The 19,150-nt window shown below is 43.4% G+C and carries 18 protein-coding genes, 1 pseudogene and 1 riboswitch; of the genes and pseudogenes, 12 read left to right on the forward strand and 7 right to left on the reverse strand.

What is annotated here, in order from left to right:
- The first annotated feature begins 17 nt into the window (after window positions 1-17).
- Complete coding sequence (locus tag KNO61_RS03410) at window positions 18-626, forward strand: helix-turn-helix domain-containing protein (RefSeq protein ID WP_214689682.1); 609 nt, start codon at window positions 18-20, stop codon at window positions 624-626.
- Between the two features lie 76 nt (window positions 627-702).
- On the opposite strand, the pseudogene KNO61_RS17550 reads toward KNO61_RS03410, so the two are convergent.
- Window positions 703-1,046 (reverse strand): annotated as a pseudogene (locus tag KNO61_RS17550) (DNA/RNA non-specific endonuclease); the annotation flags it as partial.
- Window positions 1,047-1,736: 690 nt separating this feature from the next.
- Here KNO61_RS17550 and cadC point away from each other — a divergent pair.
- The 5 genes from cadC (at window position 1,737) to KNO61_RS03435 (ending at window position 7,459) form a co-directional block, all read left to right on the forward strand.
- On the forward strand, window positions 1,737-2,105 hold the full coding sequence (gene cadC / locus KNO61_RS03415; RefSeq protein WP_214689684.1) for a Cd(II)-sensing metalloregulatory transcriptional repressor CadC: 369 nt from the start codon (window positions 1,737-1,739) through the stop codon (window positions 2,103-2,105).
- Complete coding sequence (locus tag KNO61_RS03420) at window positions 2,098-4,269, forward strand: heavy metal translocating P-type ATPase (protein ID WP_214731547.1); 2,172 nt, start codon at window positions 2,098-2,100, stop codon at window positions 4,267-4,269. The genes cadC and KNO61_RS03420 overlap by 8 nt, the downstream gene beginning before the upstream one ends.
- A gap of 216 nt (window positions 4,270-4,485) precedes the next feature.
- Window positions 4,486-5,895, forward strand: coding sequence for a dihydrolipoyl dehydrogenase (gene lpdA, locus KNO61_RS03425; protein WP_029336149.1), 1,410 nt, complete (start codon window positions 4,486-4,488; stop codon window positions 5,893-5,895).
- 5 nt (window positions 5,896-5,900) lie between these two features.
- Window positions 5,901-6,719, forward strand: coding sequence for a ZIP family metal transporter (locus KNO61_RS03430; protein ID WP_251024846.1), 819 nt, complete (start codon window positions 5,901-5,903; stop codon window positions 6,717-6,719).
- A 74-nt stretch (window positions 6,720-6,793) separates the two neighbouring features.
- Window positions 6,794-7,459 (forward strand): CadD family cadmium resistance transporter, encoded by a 666-nt coding sequence (locus tag KNO61_RS03435; RefSeq protein ID WP_435528659.1) that lies wholly within the window; start codon window positions 6,794-6,796, stop codon window positions 7,457-7,459.
- A 54-nt stretch (window positions 7,460-7,513) separates the two neighbouring features.
- Here the strand turns inward: KNO61_RS03435 and KNO61_RS03440 are convergent.
- Window positions 7,514-9,081 (reverse strand): IS3 family transposase gene (locus KNO61_RS03440; protein ID WP_214872602.1). Its coding sequence is split into 2 segments (ribosomal slippage): window positions 7,514-8,430 and window positions 8,430-9,081, totalling 1,569 coding nucleotides; the frame shifts between segments, so codons are not numbered across the junction.
- Between the two features lie 317 nt (window positions 9,082-9,398).
- Between KNO61_RS03440 and merR the strand changes: the two genes are divergently transcribed.
- From merR to KNO61_RS03455, 3 genes are all read left to right on the forward strand, one after another.
- Window positions 9,399-9,791: a mercury resistance transcriptional regulator MerR gene (gene merR, locus KNO61_RS03445; protein ID WP_001863748.1), complete on the forward strand. Its 393-nt coding sequence runs from the start codon at window positions 9,399-9,401 to the stop codon at window positions 9,789-9,791.
- Between the two features lie 28 nt (window positions 9,792-9,819).
- A complete protein-coding gene (gene merA / locus KNO61_RS03450) occupies window positions 9,820-11,460 on the forward strand; it encodes a mercury(II) reductase (protein WP_214684190.1) in 1,641 nt (546 codons plus the stop codon).
- Between the two features lie 159 nt (window positions 11,461-11,619).
- Window positions 11,620-12,942 (forward strand): ISL3 family transposase, encoded by a 1,323-nt coding sequence (locus KNO61_RS03455; RefSeq protein ID WP_009374086.1) that lies wholly within the window; start codon window positions 11,620-11,622, stop codon window positions 12,940-12,942.
- 238 nt (window positions 12,943-13,180) lie between these two features.
- Here the strand turns inward: KNO61_RS03455 and KNO61_RS03460 are convergent, their stop codons facing one another.
- Complete coding sequence (locus KNO61_RS03460; RefSeq protein WP_251025614.1) at window positions 13,181-13,417, reverse strand: YolD-like family protein; 237 nt, start codon at window positions 13,415-13,417, stop codon at window positions 13,181-13,183.
- Window positions 13,418-13,896: 479 nt separating this feature from the next.
- Between KNO61_RS03460 and KNO61_RS03465 the strand changes: the two genes are divergently transcribed.
- Both KNO61_RS03465 and KNO61_RS03470 read left to right on the forward strand, forming a co-directional pair.
- Entirely contained in the window at window positions 13,897-14,352 is a 456-nt protein-coding gene (locus KNO61_RS03465) for a JAB domain-containing protein (protein WP_214684191.1), read from the forward strand.
- Between the two features lie 733 nt (window positions 14,353-15,085).
- Window positions 15,086-15,460: a hypothetical protein gene (locus tag KNO61_RS03470; RefSeq protein WP_214684193.1), complete on the forward strand. Its 375-nt coding sequence runs from the start codon at window positions 15,086-15,088 to the stop codon at window positions 15,458-15,460.
- Window positions 15,461-15,682: 222 nt separating this feature from the next.
- Here the strand turns inward: KNO61_RS03470 and KNO61_RS03475 are convergent, their stop codons facing one another.
- The 4 genes from KNO61_RS03475 to KNO61_RS03490 all read right to left on the reverse strand — a co-directional run bounded on the left by KNO61_RS03475 (window position 15,683) and on the right by KNO61_RS03490 (window position 17,594).
- Complete coding sequence (locus KNO61_RS03475; RefSeq protein WP_214688680.1) at window positions 15,683-15,928, reverse strand: hypothetical protein; 246 nt, start codon at window positions 15,926-15,928, stop codon at window positions 15,683-15,685.
- Between the two features lie 142 nt (window positions 15,929-16,070).
- Window positions 16,071-16,487 (reverse strand): DM13 domain-containing protein, encoded by a 417-nt coding sequence (locus KNO61_RS03480; protein ID WP_251024845.1) that lies wholly within the window; start codon window positions 16,485-16,487, stop codon window positions 16,071-16,073.
- A gap of 209 nt (window positions 16,488-16,696) precedes the next feature.
- Complete coding sequence (msrA, locus tag KNO61_RS03485; RefSeq protein ID WP_214813092.1) at window positions 16,697-17,221, reverse strand: peptide-methionine (S)-S-oxide reductase MsrA; 525 nt, start codon at window positions 17,219-17,221, stop codon at window positions 16,697-16,699.
- Between the two features lie 67 nt (window positions 17,222-17,288).
- Window positions 17,289-17,388, reverse strand: a riboswitch (SAM riboswitch).
- Window positions 17,389-17,432: 44 nt separating this feature from the next.
- On the reverse strand, window positions 17,433-17,594 hold the full coding sequence (locus KNO61_RS03490) for a hypothetical protein (protein ID WP_214813093.1): 162 nt from the start codon (window positions 17,592-17,594) through the stop codon (window positions 17,433-17,435).
- A gap of 113 nt (window positions 17,595-17,707) precedes the next feature.
- Here KNO61_RS03490 and KNO61_RS03495 point away from each other — a divergent pair, with 113 nt between their 5' ends.
- The gene (locus KNO61_RS03495) at window positions 17,708-19,114 is read left to right on the forward strand and encodes an amidase family protein (RefSeq protein ID WP_214813094.1); all 1,407 of its coding nucleotides are present in this window, start codon (window positions 17,708-17,710) and stop codon (window positions 19,112-19,114) included.
- Window positions 19,115-19,150 lie beyond the last annotated feature (36 nt).

Genomic DNA, 19,150 nt, shown 5'->3' on the forward strand with positions numbered 1-19,150 from the left:
TTAAAAGGAGGCTTATCATGTATACGATTGATGAGGCATTTGAAATCTTATCGAAGAACAAGCTCACAAGCCATAAGGAGACGGTCCGCAACTGGGTACGAAAAGGCGTGATCCAGGCAGAACCGCTCGAGTCACGTAAAAAAGGATATCGGATCAGTGAGGAGGCGCTCGAACAGTTCATCAAAGAACGGATGCCTGAAGGGTGGGAGCTGCATCCGGAGTCGGTGACAGGGGAAGCAAGGGATGTCATCAAGAATGAAGAAGAGGCCCCGTATCATGTTGAAGTCGATGTAGAAGCGATTAAAGAACGGGTCCGCGAGGAGATGTGGTATGAGCTTCTCGGTAAATTCGTCTTTGAAGACTATTTTGTCCTGAAGAAATCGGAGGTCAAGGCTGCCGTCGAGCATATGCGCTATTCAAAAGAGTTCGAAGCCGAGGTGTGGGAACGTTGCTCGGAGCACACGTGGGGCCACGCAACACCTCGAGTCCCGTACCTGCTCGATTACTTCATGTTCGAAGGAGAGCGGATTCCCTTCAATAAAGATTTCGGTGGAAGAGATGAGCAAATCATCCACGCGTTAATTGAGAAAATTCGGCTCGATAAAGTGAATCGAAAACGTAAATGAATATAAAAAGACATTCTCTTAGAAATGGAGGATGTCTTTTTATACAATCATCATTGTTTTAATTTTTGGGTTGAAATCATTCCCCGACCATTCCGACGTTGTCGTTATCACGCATATAGGGGTAGAGCCAATGGTCGCTCATAATCGGCATCGTGAAACCGGCGTCTTTCGCTTCCTGGATCGTCACCTGACCGTCTCCATTCGTATCTCATCACCAGCAGGCTCGTTCGTGGCTGGGGATTCCAACTCACTTTCTGTGAGTGCCTCGTTCAACTCGTCCGGATTGACCTTGTCGAACGAGTCGGTAACCACATTTCTTTTGACCGTATATGTGTATTGGTAATGTGATGTAATATAAGTTTTCGTATCTAGATATGTGATGATCATTTTAAAGTCAATCGCGCCGCCGTCCTTACGGATAACATGTCACCTGTCGAGCTTACTGTATTCGACGCCTGAAACCTTAACGACCGTCTGACGTGACACGGATCAATTTACAATGCTCATTCGTGGACGCACAATACTCGCAATCCCCATATTTGATATCGACAGGTCCTTCTGTAATAGTCGCCGCACTTGATTCCGTGGTGCCCGGCTCGGACGTCTTGATGTTTTTCCTCTGTCGTAAGTATTTTTTCTGTGTTCTCTACTGTAGAGGAACTGCTCTATTGGGAACATCAGGAAAATAAAGGTATAGCTTGAGGTGCGGCTGAGTAAGTGAAATTCATTTCCTTTCTCTTTGAATGAATAGTTTCAGTATTACCAATTCTTTTATTTATCTGACTGTGAATCCAAGTTGTTTGAGACTCGTGTATATCCAATTTCATCATTAAGGACCTCTGTTCGTTTGCTTACTCATCAAATATAAAAAACGAACATTGATAAAAAGATGAGTTAATGGACAATTAAGACAAAATGAAAAGGACTATTTAAAGCCCTTTTCATTTTTTGTGAAAAGATAAACAAATATGTCTTTCTAACGTTCGTTAACGGGAATTACTATTAGAAAAATCATTTTATGTTTTTCATTCAAATATTCACTTGAATATTGACCAAGGAAAGGTATATACTATATTCAAGTGAACACTTGAATATCAATGGGGTGATAATGTGAATAAGAAAGATACTTGTGAATTTTTTTGTTATGACGAGGAAAAGGTCAATCGAATACAAGGTGATTTAAAAACAATCGATATTGTTAGTGTTGCCCAAATGTTAAAAGCAATTGCGGATGAAAATAGGGCAAAGATTACCTATGCTTTGTGTCAAGATGAAGAGTTATGTGTGTGTGATATAGCAAATATTATTGGTATTACGGTGGCAAATGCTTCTCATCATTTAAGGACCCTTCATAAGCAGGGGATTGTAAGATATAGAAAAGAAGGAAAACTAGCGTTTTATTCGTTAGACGATGAACATATTAGACAAATAATGATGATTGTACTAGAACATAAGAAAGAAGTGAATGTCAATGTCTGATCAAAAGGCAATAACATCTGAACAAGAAATGAAGGCCTATCGTGTACAAGGTTTTACTTGCGCAAACTGCGCGGGTAAATTCGAAAAAAATGTAAAACAGCTATCTGGAGTTGAGGATGCAAAAGTAAATTTTGGTGCATCTAAAATTGTTGTTTATGGTAATGCAACGATAGAAGAACTAGAAAAAGCAGGTGCATTTGAGAATCTCAAAGTGACACCTGAAAAATCTGCTCGCCAAGCATCACAAGAGGTAAAAGAAGATACGAAAGAAGATAAAGTGCCATTTTATAAAAAGCACAGTACGCTGCTCTTTGCGTCCTTATTGATTGCGTTCGGTTACCTGTCCCAGAGTGTGAATGGGGAAGAGAACCTCGTTACTACATTATTATTTTTAGCATCCATGTTGATCGGAGGATTATCGCTTTTCAAAGTCGGTTTGCAAAACTTGTTTCGCTTTGAGTTTGACATGAAAACCCTTATGACAGTGGCTGTTATAGGTGGCGCTATCATTGGGGAATGGGGAGAAGTGGCCATTGTTGTCATTCTCTTTGCGATTAGTGAAGCTCTTGAACGATTCTCTATGGATAAAGCAAGACAATCCATTCGTTCATTAATGGATATTGCACCAAAAGAGGCACTCGTTAGACGAAATGGACAAGAATTGATGATCCATGTGGATGACATTGCCATTGGTGATATTATGATCGTGAAACCCGGCCAGAAGATTGCCATGGACGGGACTGTAGTAAGCGGCTATTCGGCTGTTAACCAGGCGGCCATTACGGGCGAGTCTGTTCCTGTTGCGAAAACGGTTGATGATGAAGTGTTTGCAGGTACTTTAAATGAAGAAGGCTTGCTTGAGGTAAAAATAACTAAGCTGGTAGAAGACACAACGATTGCAAAAATTATTCATCTTGTAGAGGAAGCACAGGGAGAACGTGCCCCATCTCAAGCATTTGTCGAAAAATTCGCGAAATATTATACGCCAGTCATTATGGTCATTGCAGCTTTAGTCGCTATAGTCCCTCCATTATTCTTTGATGGCAGTTGGGAAACATGGATTTATCAAGGATTAGCTGTTCTTGTTGTCGGCTGTCCTTGTGCATTGGTTATTTCCACTCCGATTTCCATTGTTTCAGCAATCGGGAATGCAGCGAAAAAGGGCGTTCTTATAAAAGGCGGTATTTATCTAGAAGAAATGGGTGCCTTAAAGGCCATTGCATTTGATAAAACGGGCACACTAACAAAAGGTGTCCCAGTGGTAACTGATTTTAATGTGTTGAACAAGCAGGCAAATGAAAAAGAATTGCTGTCCATCATTACTGCATTAGAATATCGTTCCCAGCATCCTCTTGCTTCAGCCATTATGAAAAAAGCAGAAGCGGAGAACATTAATTATTCTGACGTACAGGTAGAGGATTTCTCTTCTATCACAGGAAAGGGTATAAAGGGTATCGTAAACGGGACGACTTATTACATCGGTAGCCCGAAACTCTTTAAGGAATTATTGACTAATGATTTCGATAAAGACTTAGAGCAAAATGTTACTACTCTTCAAAACCAAGGCAAGACAGCTATGGTGGTCGGAACTGAAAAAGAAATACTTGCTGTGATTGCGGTAGCGGATGAAGTACGTGAATCAAGTAAAGACGTTATTCAGAAATTGCATCAACTTGGCATCAAAAAGACCATTATGCTTACAGGCGATAACCAAGGTACCGCGAATGCGATCGGCGGCCATGTTGGCGTATCGGATATTCAGGCAGAACTGATGCCAGAGGACAAATTAAACTATATTAAACAATTGAGATCCGAGTACGGAAAAGTAGCCATGATTGGAGATGGTGTCAATGATGCCCCTGCGTTAGCAGCTTCTACCGTTGGGATTGCAATGGGTGGAGCTGGTACAGATACAGCACTGGAAACGGCAGACGTTGCTTTAATGGGAGATGATTTAAGAAAACTTCCATTCACTGTGAAACTAAGCCGTAAATCCCTAAATATCATCAAAGCTAACATCACCTTTGCAATTGCCATTAAATTTATTGCCTTGCTATTGGTCATACCGGGCTGGTTAACACTTTGGATTGCCATCCTTTCAGACATGGGGGCAACTCTTCTGGTAGCGCTAAATAGTATGCGGCTTATGCGGGTCAAGGAATAAAAGGGAAAAGGGCTTTCTGGTTGTCTGGAAAGCCCTTTTTCTTACCATGTATAGAAATTTGGGGGTTAGTTACATTAAAAATGATTAAAAATGGGTATACGTTACAGGTTGGTTCACAGCAGTTTTAGGATTACATATTGCACGAAAACGGTTCTGTTTTTTCGTGAAAGACCGTTCGTTTATTTCATTCTGAAATCACCGGAGGAGGAAGCTAAAATGACAAAAGATGTCGATTTGTTAGTAATAGGAGCAGGATCTGGAGGTTATGTGGCGGCCATACGGGCGGCCCAGTTGGGGAAAAAAGTGGTTCTGGTAGATAAAGCAGAACTAGGGGGCGTTTGCCTTAACCGGGGGTGTATCCCATCAAAAGCTCTTATTAGTGCGTCTGAGCGGGTAAAACATATTCAACACGCCAGTGCAATGGGCATCAAGGTTTCTGGTGAAGTTCAAGTAGATATGCCGGAAGTAGTAAAGTGGAAAGACGGCATCGTGAATAAGTTAACCAGCGGGGTTAAGACCTTACTGAAAGGCAATGGAGTAGAGGTAATCAGTGGAGAAGCCTATCTTACTAAACCCTATACGGCTAAAATCAAAATGAATAACGAAGAACAAGTATATTCCTACAAAGATTTAATCCTTGCGATAGGATCTTTGCCTTTCGAACTAAAAAGTATGCCATTTGATAAAAAAAGAATCATTTCTTCCACTGAGGCATTGGTGCTGCAGGAAGTACCAAAACATTTAGTTGTGGTAGGCGGTGGTTATATTGGTTTGGAGCTGGGCACTGCTTATGCCAAATTCGGATCAAAAGTGACCATTCTCGAAGGGTCCAACACGATTCTTCCAGGTACCGATCCTATGCTTACAAATGTGGTAAAACGGCATCTAAAAGAACTAGGTATCACAGTTGTAACCAATGCTCTGGTCCAAGGCGGAGAAAACACAGGGGATGAAGTAAAAGTTCGTGTACAGGTTGATGGCAAGGAAGAAGTGGTTAACGGAGATTATTGCTTAGTTTCTATAGGAAGAAAGCCGAACACAGGGAAAATTGGGTTGGAAAATATCGGAGTAGAATTAGACGAGCGTGGTTTTATTAAGATAAATGAGAAATGCCAGACAAACGTGGAGCATGTTTATGCAATAGGTGACTGTGCTGGCGGATACCTCCTTGCCCATAAAGCTAGCTACGAAGGAAAAGTAGCTGCAGAAGTGATTAGCGGACAAAACAGCATCATTGATTTTCAAGCCATGCCTTTTGTTATCTTCAGTGATCCTGAAGTTGCCTACACAGGATTAACAGAGAAAGAAGCAAAAGAACAGGGATACGAAACGGTTTCCAGCCGTTTTCCATTCCAAGCGAACGGAAGGGCATTATCTGTTTCAGATGCAGATGGCTTTGTGCAGATTGTAGCCGAGAAGAACAGCAAAAGGGTGTTAGGCGCACAGATGGTAGGACCAGAAGTATCGTCGCTTATTGCTGAAGCAGTTTTTGCCATTGAATCTGGAGCAACTGCCGAAGATCTAAGCCTTACAATCCATGCCCATCCAACGTTGCCTGAGCCATTGATGGAAGCGGCGGAAGGTGTGATGGGGCACGCCATTCACATGCTGAATAAAAAGAAATAATGTGAATGCAGCAGACCGGCACTTTTCATAAGTGCAGGTTAAACTTTTCATTTAATGGAGTGGGGGAATTAATGGACATTTTGTTTTACGTCCTAACTGCGGCTTTCGCAAATGTCCTGGGTGGCTTTGTGATCTTTCTTAAAAAAAATTGGTCTAGAAGGGGCTTAAATGGCTTAATGGCGCTGAGCGCCGGGATACTTTTCGCTATTGCGATTATGGATTTAATACCAGAAGCATTAGAAATTCAGGAATCCAGTGCCCTATATATTGTTATTGGATTTGGTTTGATCTTTTTGTTCCAGCAGTTTCTTGCACCCCATTTTCATTTCGGAGAAGAGACTCATAAACATTCTCATTCTCAAAGCACAACCTTTAGTGCTTTATTGGGCATGCTGGTTCACACGTTTTTTGATGGTGTCTCTATTGTAGCCAGTTTCAAAATAGACGAGAGAATAGGATTTGTTGTATTGATTGCTGTATTAATACATAAAATTCCGGATGGTTTAACGATTTCTTCCATCGTATTTGCAAGCTTTGAAAGCAAGAAGAAGGCGATAGGAGCATCTTTCTTATTGGGTCTATCAACGATAACAGGCGCGATCGCAGCCGTGTCTCTAACACAATTTTTTATGGTAGATAGCAGCATCCTCGCGATAGCTCTTTCCATTACAGCAGGAATATTTCTATACATATCTACCGTTGACTTGCTGCCTGTTGTTAGTGCCACTGAAGACAGAGTCGTTATTCTTTTCTTTTTTGTAGGGATATTGCTATATTTTGCTCTTCACTGGATAGGGGAGCTACTTCCCGTATATTTACACTAAGCAGGGGAGAACCTATTCATAACATTCAAACATACGTGTGAATGTTTTAATAACTTACCATGGAGTTGATAAAAGTGGCTTTGACTATTATTTCCGCAATTGGGGCTTTCTTAGTAACCAATATTGATGATATTTTTGTTTTGATGCTGCTGTTCTCTCAGGCAAATGCACAGGCTAGAGCGACTGGCGGTTTAAAGATGAACGCGCAGACAAAGAGTAACCGGATCTACCCTAAAGATATAGTCATTGGGCAATACTTAGGTTTTGCCTTGCTGGTTTTGATCAGTCTTTTGGGAACTTTTGGCGTCATGTTGATTCCAGAAAAATGGGTTGGATTGCTTGGTTTAATTCCAATCTATTTAGGGATTAAACTGTTTATTAAGGGTGAAGATGAAGATGAAGGTGCGATCCTCTCCAGTTTAAACTCAGGGAGATTTAACAAACTATTTATGAGTGTAGCCTTCATCACATTCGCTAATGGCGGGGACAATATCGGCATCTATGTGCCTTATTTTACAACTTTAAGTGTGAATGAACTGGTAATTACGGTTATTATCTTCTTTATAATGGTTGCTGTCTGGTGTTTTGTAGGATATCGTTTAGCTTCCTTCAGACATGTTTCTGAAGTTTTGGAGAAATACGGAAGATGGATTATCCCTATAGTCTTTGTTGGATTAGGGGTATACATCATGGCAGAGAACGAAACGTTTAGTGCCCTTTTGAGTTTAATAAATTATTAAAAAATAATCTGAACTGCCCCCCGTCAAGTAGACAGTGGAAATAATAAAAGTGATTTAAGCGGCTTTCGCTCTATATTCTTTAGGGCTGAGGCCGTTTAATCGTTTTTGGTATCTTTCGTGATTATAAAAATAGATGTACTCATTTATGGCAATGTTAAGTTCTTCAAAGGTCTGATACTTATGTAAATAATACTTTTCACATTTTAACGTGCCGAAAAAAGATTCCATTGGTCCATTATCAATACAGCGACCAACCCGTGACATACTTTGAGTCATTCCTGCCGCCTCTAATTTACGCTTGAACGCCTTAGAGGTGTATTGGAATCCACGATCACTATGAATCAGTGGGTGTTCTTGATGCAATCGTAAGATTGCCTGGTCAAGCGTTTTAAATACCAGTTGATTATTATTAGAGTGTCCCAGCACATAGCTAATAATGGATCCGTCATAAAGATCACGAATCACACTTAGATAGGCCTTCTTAGATAGGCCATATTTAAATTCTGTCACATCCGTTACCCATTTCTCATTCGGCTTTTTAACTGTGAATTCACGGTTTAATACGTTCTCTGCCACATGTTGTGGTGACGACTTTTTGTGCCGTTTTCGCTTCTGGCGGATGACCGAACGGATCTCATGGATACGCATGAGACGATAGATGCGCTTCTCATTGTATGCCGGCAGGTCATGCTGGCGTCGTCTGCGATTGACCGTCATGGTGATCCGTCGATAACCGTAGGTCCCGTTCACCTGGTCGTAGAGGAGGCGGATGTCTTCCAATAGGCTCAAGTTCTCTTCTTCGCGTACCGAGACGGTACGCTTCAACCATTTATAGTAGGCGGCCCGTGAGACCTGCGCGATCTCGCACAGGAGCACGACCGGGAACGTGTCGGTCGTCGACATTTCCTCGATGACCATGTATCGCAATTGTAGCCTGATCTGGCTGATCAACCTCTCCTCTCGATTTCCTCCAACTTTTTTAGGAACAGGTTCTCGGCACGAAGGCGCTCGTTCTCCCGCTCGATCTGTTGAATGCGACGTTCGAGCTTCTCCTCGTTGGTCAGTTCCTCTTCTTGCTTCGTCCGTCCGCGCCGGTCCTCGAGCCCGTGCACGCCGTCGGCGTCATATTTTTTCGTCCACCCATAGACCTGTTGGTACGACACGGCGAATACCTCGGCCGTCCGTTGATAGTTCCGTCCGTTGTCCAGGCAATACCTGACTATCTCCATGCGTTCCTCGAATGTGGTCTTTCTCCCTTTTGTCATAGCTCGATCCATCCCTTTTCTCGAATCTGTTAACTCGCTATGACTAGTATACTTCTTAATCCATTTTCGAAGAACAGATCCATCACTGATTTGATAGTTGGAGAGGACTTCCATCGTGGTGGCCCCGTCGAGGTAGTCACGGACGGCCGCGATTTTCTGTTCCTTGGTGTACAGTTTCCATGTCTTCGATTCCTTCAATGCGTCACTCCCGCCGGTATCGAATTTCACTTTCCACACCCGGAGGGTATTCTCAGAAACGTGATGAGTCTCCATGATTTCCTTCCATGTATGCGTTTCTTCTTCCATCATGCGCAGTGCAGCCAGTTTTTGTTCGATTGAATGCCGACTTCTCGCCATAAAAAAACACTCCCCAATAGAATAAACAGATTTGTTATTTCATCTGTCTACCTATTGGGGAGCATATCATTCTTGAGTCAGTTATTCTTTTTGTTTATTTAGGGTCTTCGGAATATATAGTGGAATTACTTTCTTAATAGTTTAAAAACAACTGGTGTTTAAATCGGATTTTCTGGTGGGATGTTAGGATAATCAATAATATTATATAAAAGTATCAATCACATACGAGTGATACTTTGGGAAAAAAATAAAATAGTCCAATTTACTTGACCGTGTACTATGGTACACGGTTTATAATATTCATGGGGTGAAATAAGATGATTTATCGCATTAGTGAGTTTGCAGATAAATGTGGAGTTAATAAAGAAACGATCAGATATTACGAGCGAAAAAATTTATTACAAGAACCTCACCGAACGGAAGCTGGTTATCGGATATATTCATATGATGACGTTAAGCGTGTTGGGTTTATTAAACGAATACAGGAACTTGGTTTTTCTTTAAGCGAGATTTATAAATTACTTGGTGTTGTAGATAAAGATGAAGTTCGTTGTCAAGATATGTTCGAATTTGTTTCTAAAAAACAAAAGGAAGTGCAAAAACAAATAGAGGATTTAAAACGAATTGAAACTATGTTAGACGACTTAAAACAACGATGTCCAGATGAAAAGCAATTACATTCGTGTCCAATAATAGAAACATTAACATGAGAGATTAATTAACGAAAGGAGCTTTTTTATGAATAAATTTAAGGTAAACATTTCAGGAATGACTTGTACGGGTTGTGAAAAACACGTAGAATCAGCACTTGAAAAGATAGGTGCTAAAAATATTGAGTCTAGTTATCGTCGTGGTGAAGCAGTATTTGAACTGCCCGATGATATTGAGGTTAAAAGTGCAATAAAGGCGATTGATGAAGCAAATTACCAAGCCGGAGAAATTGAAGAAGTATCATCACTAGAAAACGTGGCGTTAATTAATGAAGACAATTATGACCTTCTTATTATTGGTTCTGGTGCTGCTGCCTTTTCTTCGGCAATTAAAGCTATAGAATACGGTGCAAAAGTTGGCATGATTGAGCGTGGAACGGTTGGGGGAACCTGTGTGAATATTGGCTGTGTTCCGTCAAAAACTCTTCTTAGGGCAGGTGAAATCAATCATTTATCAAAAGACAATCCGTTTATAGGTTTACAAACATCCGCTGGAGAAGTGGATTTAGCTAGTTTAATCACGCAAAAGGATAAATTAGTGAGCGAACTTCGGAATCAAAAATATATGGATTTAATTGATGAATATAATTTTGATTTAATTAAAGGTGAAGCAAAATTCGTTGATGCTAGTACGGTTGAGGTCAATGGGGCAAAGTTATCTGCAAAACGCTTTTTAATTGCAACAGGTGCATCGCCTTCGTTGCCCCAAATTTCAGGACTTGAAAAAATGGACTATTTAACTAGTACAACACTTCTTGAGTTAAAGAAAATACCAAAACGATTAACTGTAATTGGTTCAGGATACATTGGAATGGAGCTTGGACAACTATTTCATCATTTAGGTTCAGAAATAACGCTTATGCAAAGAAGTGAGCGACTTTTAAAGGAGTATGATCCTGAGATTTCAGAGTCAGTTGAAAAAGCGTTAATTGAACAGGGTATAAACCTTGTCAAAGGGGCAACTTTTGAGCGTGTTGAACAAAGTGGAGAGATAAAAAGGGTTTACGTAACAGTAAATGGCAGTAGAGAAGTCATTGAATCAGATCAGTTACTTGTTGCCACTGGAAGAAAACCAAATACGGATTCTTTAAATTTAAGTGCAGCAGGTGTTGAAACTGGAAAAAATAATGAAATCCTGATCAATGATTTTGGTCAAACAAGTAATGAAAAGATTTATGCAGCAGGAGATGTGACTTTAGGACCACAATTTGTATATGTAGCAGCCTATGAAGGTGGAATTATTACTGATAATGCTATTGGTGGATTAAACAAAAAAATAGATTTATCGGTAGTTCCTGCTGTTACGTTTACGAATCCGACGGTTGCAACGGTTGGTTTAACAGAAGAACAAGCAAAAGAGAAAGGGTATGATGTGAAGACATCTGTATTACCTTTAGATGCTGTTCCAAGAGCAATTGTAAACCGTGAAACAACCGGTGTATTTAAACTAGTAGCAGATGCAGAAACACTAAAAGTATTAGGGGTTCATATTGTATCTGAGAATGCAGGAGATGTCATCTATGCAGCATCATTAGCTGTTAAATTTGGCTTAACGATAGAAGATTTAACAGAAACCCTAGCACCATATTTAACAATGGCTGAAGGGCTAAAATTAGCTGCACTTACGTTCGATAAAGATATTTCGAAATTATCTTGTTGTGCAGGCTAAGGGAACTTTTTTACAACTCCCTATTCAAGTGAACCAGCTAATGCTTTAAGGGATTTTCTAAGTGCATTTGTGGTCACAAAAATAATTTAACACTGATGATTTCGACATCAAATCTATAATTGATACCTTAACACCGCAGAGTAATAAAGGATGAATAATATGTCAGACTTATTATCCCTACCAGACATTAAAACAATAGAACCGCCACAAGAAAATGAAACCGATATGATGTTTAAAGTTGAAGCAGTCGGACCACCTGAACGTTGTCCTGAATGTGGTTTTGACAAGTTGTACAAACACAGTTCAAGAAATCAACTAATTATGGATTTGCCCATTCGTTTAAAGCGAGTGGGCTTACAATTGAACCGTAGACGATACAAGTGTCGTGAATGCGGATCTACCTTCTGGGAACGCCTAATATCTGTAGATGAAAAGCGTAGTATGACCAAAAGGCTTTTAAAGTCCATTCAAGAGCAATCCATGTCTAAGACCTTTGTAGAAGTCGCAGAAAGCGTTGGTGTTGACGAGAAAACCATTAGGAACGTTTTTAAGGACTATGTGGCACTCAAAGAACGTGAATACCAGTTTGAAACTCCTAAGTGGCTTGGGATAGACGAGATACATATTATCCGTAGACCTCGGCTTGTATTGACTAATATTGAACGCAGGACTATTTATGACATCAAGCCTAACCGTAACAAGGAAACAGTCATCCAACGTCTTTCAGAAATCAGTGACAGGACTTACATTGAGTACGTCACAATGGATATGTGGAAGCCCTACAAAGACGCAGTGAACACTATCCTTCCACACGCTAAAGTTGTCGTAGATAAGTTTCATGTAGTTAGAATGGCTAATCAAGCCTTAGATAACGTCAGAAAGTCTTTGAAAGCCCATATGAGCCAAAAAGAAAGACGTACCCTTATGCGTGAAAGGTTTATCCTTCTAAAGCGTAAACACGATCTAAATGAACGTGAATCATTCCTCTTAGATACTTGGTTAGGTAATCTTCCTGCTTTAAAAGAAGCCTATGAACTCAAAGAAGAGTTTTACTGGATATGGGATACTCCTGATCCAGATGAAGGTCATCTTCGTTATAGTCAATGGAGACACCGTTGTATGTCCAGCAACTCTAAAGACGCATATAAAGACCTCGTGAGAGCCGTAGACAACTGGCATGTCGAAATATTCAACTACTTTGATAAAAGGCTCACTAATGCTTATACGGAGTCAATTAACAGCATTATTAGGCAGGTAGAGCGAATGGGTAGAGGTTACTCGTTTGATGCCTTACGAGCCAAAATCCTTTTCAATGAGAAGCTCCATAAAAAGCGTAAGCCACGATTTAATTCAAGTGCTTTCAATAAAGCTATGTTATACGATACTTTCAATTGGTATGAAGTGAATGATCACGACATTACAGACAACTTTGGTGTCGATTTTTCCACACTTATTAAGAATTTGGAGAAGGGTGATTTATAAGCCCTTTTCCACCATGAAATCCGAATACCCTTTATTTATTTAGGAGTCAGTATGTACTTTCTCACAAAAGATGAAAAAAATTAAAGAAGTACAAAAATATATAATGTCTTGATGTTTTAGGGAGCTATTCTTTGATGATAAAGTTAATGAGAGCTAATCAGGATTTTATTTCATTTTTAGGGAAGTCTGTGTCACGAAATAATTTTCGTGACACAGACTTCGAACAACCGCCAGGGCGTTAGTCCATCGATTGTTCCACGTGGATGATTGCCTCGAACGGTACATGAATGATTCCGTCCCGCTGATTGGCCAGCTCGACGGTCCGCTCCATATAGTTCGTCCGGTGCACAAAACCCTTGAATCGTTTCATCTCCCGCTTCTCCACATATTTTACCTCTACCAAATCTCCGCTGAAGATCGCGTCGTTCAGCACATTCTCATAGACCGATAGGACCTGTTCATCGATATCTGGCATCTCATTTTTTGAATCTCTTTATAGTATTTCGTCAGTAGCGCCTTGTGCTCGGGCATGAGGAATGGGATCCATTTCAATTCGCCCCGATCGCGATACATCGTCATAATAATTACCCCTCTCAATAAAACGAACTTTTGTTCTTATCTTATACCCGATTTGTCCCGTTTGAACAGCCTTTTTCGTGATTGGTAATCCGTGCGTCCTGTTTCCGTACTCTAGCTCGCTGGTCGTCGGTGCAAGGGACGTCAAAAAAATGACGCGCCCTCCGGCCCGTCTTCCTTCGCTTTAGGCTCAAAGCGAGGCTTTTCGCTCGTTGGCTACGGAAGCCTGGACTTATGTGCGCTCTACGCATTTTTTTGAGGCTCTCCCTGCGGTCGCCCTTGCACCGTCTCCCGACGCTCGCTTCGTTTCCGTCAACAGGACGCACAACGGTGTTCGTTCTGAGGACAGCTTTTCTATCTGAAAGGGGACAAACCATCATGGAACTATCCGCCATCATCGAGGTCATCCGTATCAAACAAGAGGTTCGCGAGGAAATGGTCGCCCTCGAGCACGCCATCATCCACTCGCCGGACAATGCTCGGCAAATCGGGGCATCGTTCATCGGTGACGATGACCGTGAAGTGTTCCTCGTCATCATGCTCAACACGAAGAACCGGGTCATCGGTGTCCATCGGGCGCATGTCGGGAGCGTCAATTCGAGTGTCGTCCACCCACGGGAAATCTTCAAATGCGCCATCTTGAACAATGCCTCGTGCATCATCGCCTGTCACCAACATCCGAGCGGGGACCCGACCCCGAGCCGGGAGGACATCCTCGTCTCCGAACGGTTACATGAAGCAGGCGACCTCATCGGCATCCCGGTGCTCGAACATCTCATCCTCGGTGCGGACGAGTCGTACGTCAGCATGAAACAGCGAGGTTACATGGGTTAAATGGAATGGAGTGGGGCCGGGGGACCGGTCCCGGTCCGTCCGGTAAGGGCAAGGACGAAAAACGTACGTTTTTCTATGTCGGGATGGGCGACTCGCGGTGCTCTCGCCTGGATCCATAGAGCGGGATCCGGAAAAGGGTCGTTTTCGTATGACGAAAATGGAGTGGTTCGTATGAGGATATGGGACCATGTTTTGGTCTGTCTCGTAAGAAGATTGTTTGATGAAATGTCAGGAGTGAAAACACAGTTTGTTTATTGAAAACGAGCATGTTTTCTAAACAAGCCCTAGGGCTTGTTTGAAACAACACCAGGGCTTACGTGAAATATCCTGAGATGTTGCTTACGTGGATGCGAGGTATCATGAGGCTATCAACAGGAGAGGATGATTCAGGAGGACAGCTACCAACTAGATCAACAGACTATGGACGAGATGACGGAGGTATTACTTCGACGCCTTCCTGACCGGCTCCAAGAAGATTTTGAGGACTTAAAACTTGTGAGCATGGATATTCTTTGTGATGTGAAGGAAGGAGAAAGCTTGACCCACCTCACCGTCTTTTTCAATACCAATATGATTCGACGGAATCGTCGTACATAAGAAAAAGGGATGATTGTATACATGTATCTGTGTATACAATTTTTAAAAGTCTTCATTTCTGTAGCTTCATGAACAAAGACTGAATTGGCTCTGGACAGGGAATCGTTCTATAGAGAACCGGAAGGGGGGAGACGTAATGGACGAGGGGCTGCTTGATGACTATGCGTTCGGGAGATTGGATCCGTTCGTCCGGACCGTGTTCTCAGAACTGATGGAACATCCTGAGTGGATGCGTGTCGTCGACAGGGCACATTGCGTTGAGAAGGTCGTCCGGTTCGATGAAGGGCGGAACTCGCCTTACTTCCGCGTGGTGATTTATCTGGATGCAGAAGAGCGTCCGGTCAAGATAATGTATCTATACGGGACATGGGTGGTGGCGGATGGGGACGTCAGTTTCGTCGTCTCAGAGCTATCCAAGGGTGTAGAAGTGATGCATGTCCATTGGCTCATCAAGTATCGTTTCGAGGATTGGGGAGTCTCTGAAGACGGAGCATGGGAGAAGGAATGGTAATCCGGGCTCATGCGTGAGCGTCTAACGCTTCTTGGCGAAGTGGCTCATCGCAACGCTCCCCCTTAAAAACCATCATTCCACTTTCATAAAGACAAGTGATGATTCAGCCCTGATAATATCTTCTGCATACCTCACTTTAGGAGTACTCGAATAGGGTTACTTTTAGAACGGATGTAAATAGCTCTTTCAAAGCCTCCAATGGGAAAGACGGTGGATATGTCATCACTGTTTCAACTTGGATTGTCTGTTCCGCCACATCATCGACGTCATAAACGCTGTCCATCCACCGAGTACTAGGATATAAATTCCTAAAAATAATACGAATGCCCCATAGTCTTCGAGTTCCTCAAATGGATTCTGAATGATCATCGGTTCAAATCGTATGCCGACCATCATCAATGGAATGAAGAATAGAAAGAAACGTTTCCAAAAATAGTGTTTGTAAGTTTGTGGCACAGGCTGCTCCATAATCGTACCTCCTCAATTGAATTACACTTATTTACATATATGATAGCATGTTCTCATTTGAGGTTGGATGAGAAATCATTCTTTTTAAGCCGATTTCAAATGAAAAGAGGGTGGCCGATTCATTCAGCCACCCTCAAGTCTGTTATTCACTTGAACCAGTCAGTTCTCCCGTCCCGAACGTCGCGCTGAACGCACGGCACCAGATGACGACGGTGTTGTACTCTTCTAGATTCACATCCTTAGGGATCAAATAGTTTTGATTGCCGATGTTTCCTTTTAAGGCCCCTAGACTGACGCCTTCGGTCGTCTCCTGTCCTGGTTTCGTCAAATAGACGAATAAATCAGGACCGTTTGTCGTCTCAAATTCTTCAAATCGGAGGTACGTCCCGTCTTCTGCCTCGACCGAGCGGATTGTGCCGGTCGTCTTATAGTTTTTCTCCCCGTCCATGAACACACCCGCTACTTCGGTTGGACTCGGTTGTGCTTCCGGTGTCTCGGACGTCTCTTGATCTGATTCCTCTTCCTCTGGAGCTGGTGATTCGACTGCTGTCGACTGCAATCCTTCATCGACCGTCCCGGTTAAGAATAGTGGGGAGATGAGCCATCAGGCAACAGCGATTACGGCTACGCCAATCACACCGATGATGAGTTTCGTACTTGTTTTCATATATGAGTCCTCCTTTTCGGTTGTATGAACCGTTATTTCCCGTTTCCCGATTAATGTGCTAATTAAAAGACGCGAATGCTAACATTCGCGTCTGATGACCGTTATACGGTTTCCGTCCAGTTTTCCTCGATGAACTCGTCGCGTCCCGAGATGGCCCGGTCTTCCTTATAATGGTTCGGATTCTTTTTATGATAATCCTGATGGTAGTCTTCTGCAGCGAAGAACGTCGTCGCCGGAATGATTTTCGTGACGATCGGAGCCGTGAAACGTCCGCTCGCCGCCAACACATCGCGACTCGCCTCAGCCGCGACTCGTTGTTCTTCCGTGTGATAGAAAATGGCTGGGGCATACTGAGGTCCCCGATCTTGGAATTGACCACCATCGTCCGTCGGGTCTGTCTGAATCCAATACAGCTCAAGAAGACGTTCATACGAGAATAATGCTGGATCATATGTGATTTGAACGACCTCGAGGTGCCCCGTCGTCCCGGTTTTCACTTGTTCATACGTCGGATTGTCGACCTGTCCGCCCATATAGCCGGATACGATGCCTTCAATCCCTGGTAATTCTTCAAATGGTGTCACCATGCACCAAAAACAGCCGCCTGCGAATGTTGCTTTTTCCATACTGTCGTTCCCTCCAAATCGTCATTCAACAAAAAAGCGCTCACGTCGGATGACATGAGCGCTTTCGTCATATCGTCCAAGGTTTCCCTTGCTGGTCGTAGCACCTTGCCTAAGGCAGGTTGCTGTGAAGTCGCGGAGCCAGATCTCTCGTTCACTCTTGATATCGATATGTAGTTGGTGAGAGCATCATACCACCCTCAAAATACATTCGTCAATGATTCGGTTTTCGTTTCAACCGAAAAACCGTCAAGACGATGATGAATCCGATCAACCCGATGGAAATGAGCGTACCATACGGCACATTCTCCCCGTATAGCTGTAAGAAAAATAGACCGAATACGGTAAGCAACACAAAGATATAGGAGCGAGTCATTGGGACCTCCTGTTTTTTCTTAAGTGTATCAAGAACACATCGACTTGGCGATACGAAAAGGAAATCAGACGTAGAGCACGAATAAAGGGAGAGAGGTAAAGGAGGAATGTAGGATGGAACAAATCCAATTACATGAACTGACGATTGAGCGTGCGCGTCGTGGGTATAAAGAAGGAGAATTCACGGCGAGAGACGTGACCGCCTACTATTTAGAACGGATTGCGAAGTATAATGAACGGCTTCACGCCGTCATTCAAGTCAATCCGGACGCCCTGTTCGAGGCAGAGGCAGCAGACAGGGCGTACCGAAAAGGGGTACGCAAACCGCTACTCGGCATTCCCGTCTTAATCAAAGACAATATCGAGACAAGCGGTCTGATGCGAACGACAGCGGGCGCTGCCGCGATGCGACATCATTTTGCCGCTCGAGATGCCGAGCTCGTCAAACGCTTGCGGGTTGACGGGGCCATCATCTTGGGGAAAGCGAACCTGTCCGAGTGGGCGAACTTTTTAACGGAAGATATGCCGAATGGTTGGAGTGCCGTCGGTGGACAGACGATGAACCCATATGGCGACGGGTTGGATGTGGGGGGATCAAGCTCAGGGTCGGCTTCTGCGGTTGCGGCAAACCTCACGCTTCTCGCAGTCGGATCAGAGACGAGCGGTTCAATCGTCCATCCGAGCGTCCATAACAGCATCGTCGGGATCAAGCCGACCGTCGGATTGATCAGTCGCTCCGGAATCATCCCGATCTCACGTTCTCAAGATACGGCGGGACCGATGGCGCGTACGCTTCGTGATGCGGTCATCGCCTTACAATCGATGTGCGGTGAGGATGAATCAGACCCGGCGACGTGGGAAACTCCAGTCGGACCGCCTTATGTGACATGTCTCGATGTGAGGCAAGCGGTCGGGATGCGTGTCGGATTTATCAAGCCAAATATTTCAGACGAAGAAGTCGGATTGTATGAGGGGGCGCTCCGATTGCTACGGCAAGCCGAGGTCGAACTCGTCGAGGTCACGCTACCAAAGCATGAGGCGCTAGGGCAGGCGGACATCCTGTTCGACGAATTCAAGCTCGGGGTCGAGGCGTATCTTGCCAATACGACCGTGCCGTTTAAAACGCTATCCGACCTGATCGAGTGGAATGCCGAACATCCCGAATCGATTCCGCACGGCCAGACCATCTTTGAAGAAGCGAACGCTAAATCTGGGAAACTGACTGAAGCGAGCTATCTCGATCGTCGCATCGAGGACGTCCGTCTCGCGAAAACGGAAGGGATTGACGCATTGCTTGCGTCGCATAAACTCGATGCACTCGTCCTTCCACATGACATGAACTATGACATGGCTGCAAAAGCAGGTCATCCGACCATTACAATCCCATATCATTTGAAAAAGAGCGGTGCCCCATTCGGTCTCTCGTTCACGGGGACGTGCTATGCGGAGCGTGATTTAATCCGAGTCGCTTATGCGTTCGAACAGTTCGTCACACGACCGACGCCTCCAGATTATTCGTAAGTTGCACCCGTCTCTCACGTCCGCTACAATGGTACG

The organism is Exiguobacterium sp. s140 (assembly GCF_018617035.1).
Taxonomy (GTDB): domain Bacteria; phylum Bacillota; class Bacilli; order Exiguobacteriales; family Exiguobacteriaceae; genus Exiguobacterium; species Exiguobacterium profundum.

Bases quoted from the DNA above. Each gene is read 5' to 3' on its own strand.
- KNO61_RS03410 (WP_214689682.1), top strand. From the start codon at position 18: ATGTATACGATTGATGAGGCATTTGAAATCTTATCGAAGAACAAGCTC.
- KNO61_RS03420 (WP_214731547.1), top strand. From the start codon at position 2,098: ATGTCTGATCAAAAGGCAATAACATCTGAACAAGAAATGAAGGCCTAT.
- lpdA (WP_029336149.1), top strand. From the start codon at position 4,486: ATGACAAAAGATGTCGATTTGTTAGTAATAGGAGCAGGATCTGGAGGT.
- KNO61_RS03430 (WP_251024846.1), top strand. From the start codon at position 5,901: ATGCAGCAGACCGGCACTTTTCATAAGTGCAGGTTAAACTTTTCATTT.
- merR (WP_001863748.1), top strand. From the start codon at position 9,399: ATGATTTATCGCATTAGTGAGTTTGCAGATAAATGTGGAGTTAATAAA.
- merA (WP_214684190.1), top strand. From the start codon at position 9,820: ATGAATAAATTTAAGGTAAACATTTCAGGAATGACTTGTACGGGTTGT.
- KNO61_RS03455 (WP_009374086.1), top strand. From the start codon at position 11,620: ATGTCAGACTTATTATCCCTACCAGACATTAAAACAATAGAACCGCCA.
- KNO61_RS03460 (WP_251025614.1), bottom strand. From the start codon at position 13,417: ATGCCAGATATCGATGAACAGGTCCTATCGGTCTATGAGAATGTGCTG.
- KNO61_RS03465 (WP_214684191.1), top strand. From the start codon at position 13,897: ATGGAACTATCCGCCATCATCGAGGTCATCCGTATCAAACAAGAGGTT.
- KNO61_RS03470 (WP_214684193.1), top strand. From the start codon at position 15,086: ATGGACGAGGGGCTGCTTGATGACTATGCGTTCGGGAGATTGGATCCG.
- KNO61_RS03475 (WP_214688680.1), bottom strand. From the start codon at position 15,928: ATGGAGCAGCCTGTGCCACAAACTTACAAACACTATTTTTGGAAACGT.
- msrA (WP_214813092.1), bottom strand. From the start codon at position 17,221: ATGGAAAAAGCAACATTCGCAGGCGGCTGTTTTTGGTGCATGGTGACA.
- KNO61_RS03490 (WP_214813093.1), bottom strand. From the start codon at position 17,594: ATGACTCGCTCCTATATCTTTGTGTTGCTTACCGTATTCGGTCTATTT.
- KNO61_RS03495 (WP_214813094.1), top strand. From the start codon at position 17,708: ATGGAACAAATCCAATTACATGAACTGACGATTGAGCGTGCGCGTCGT.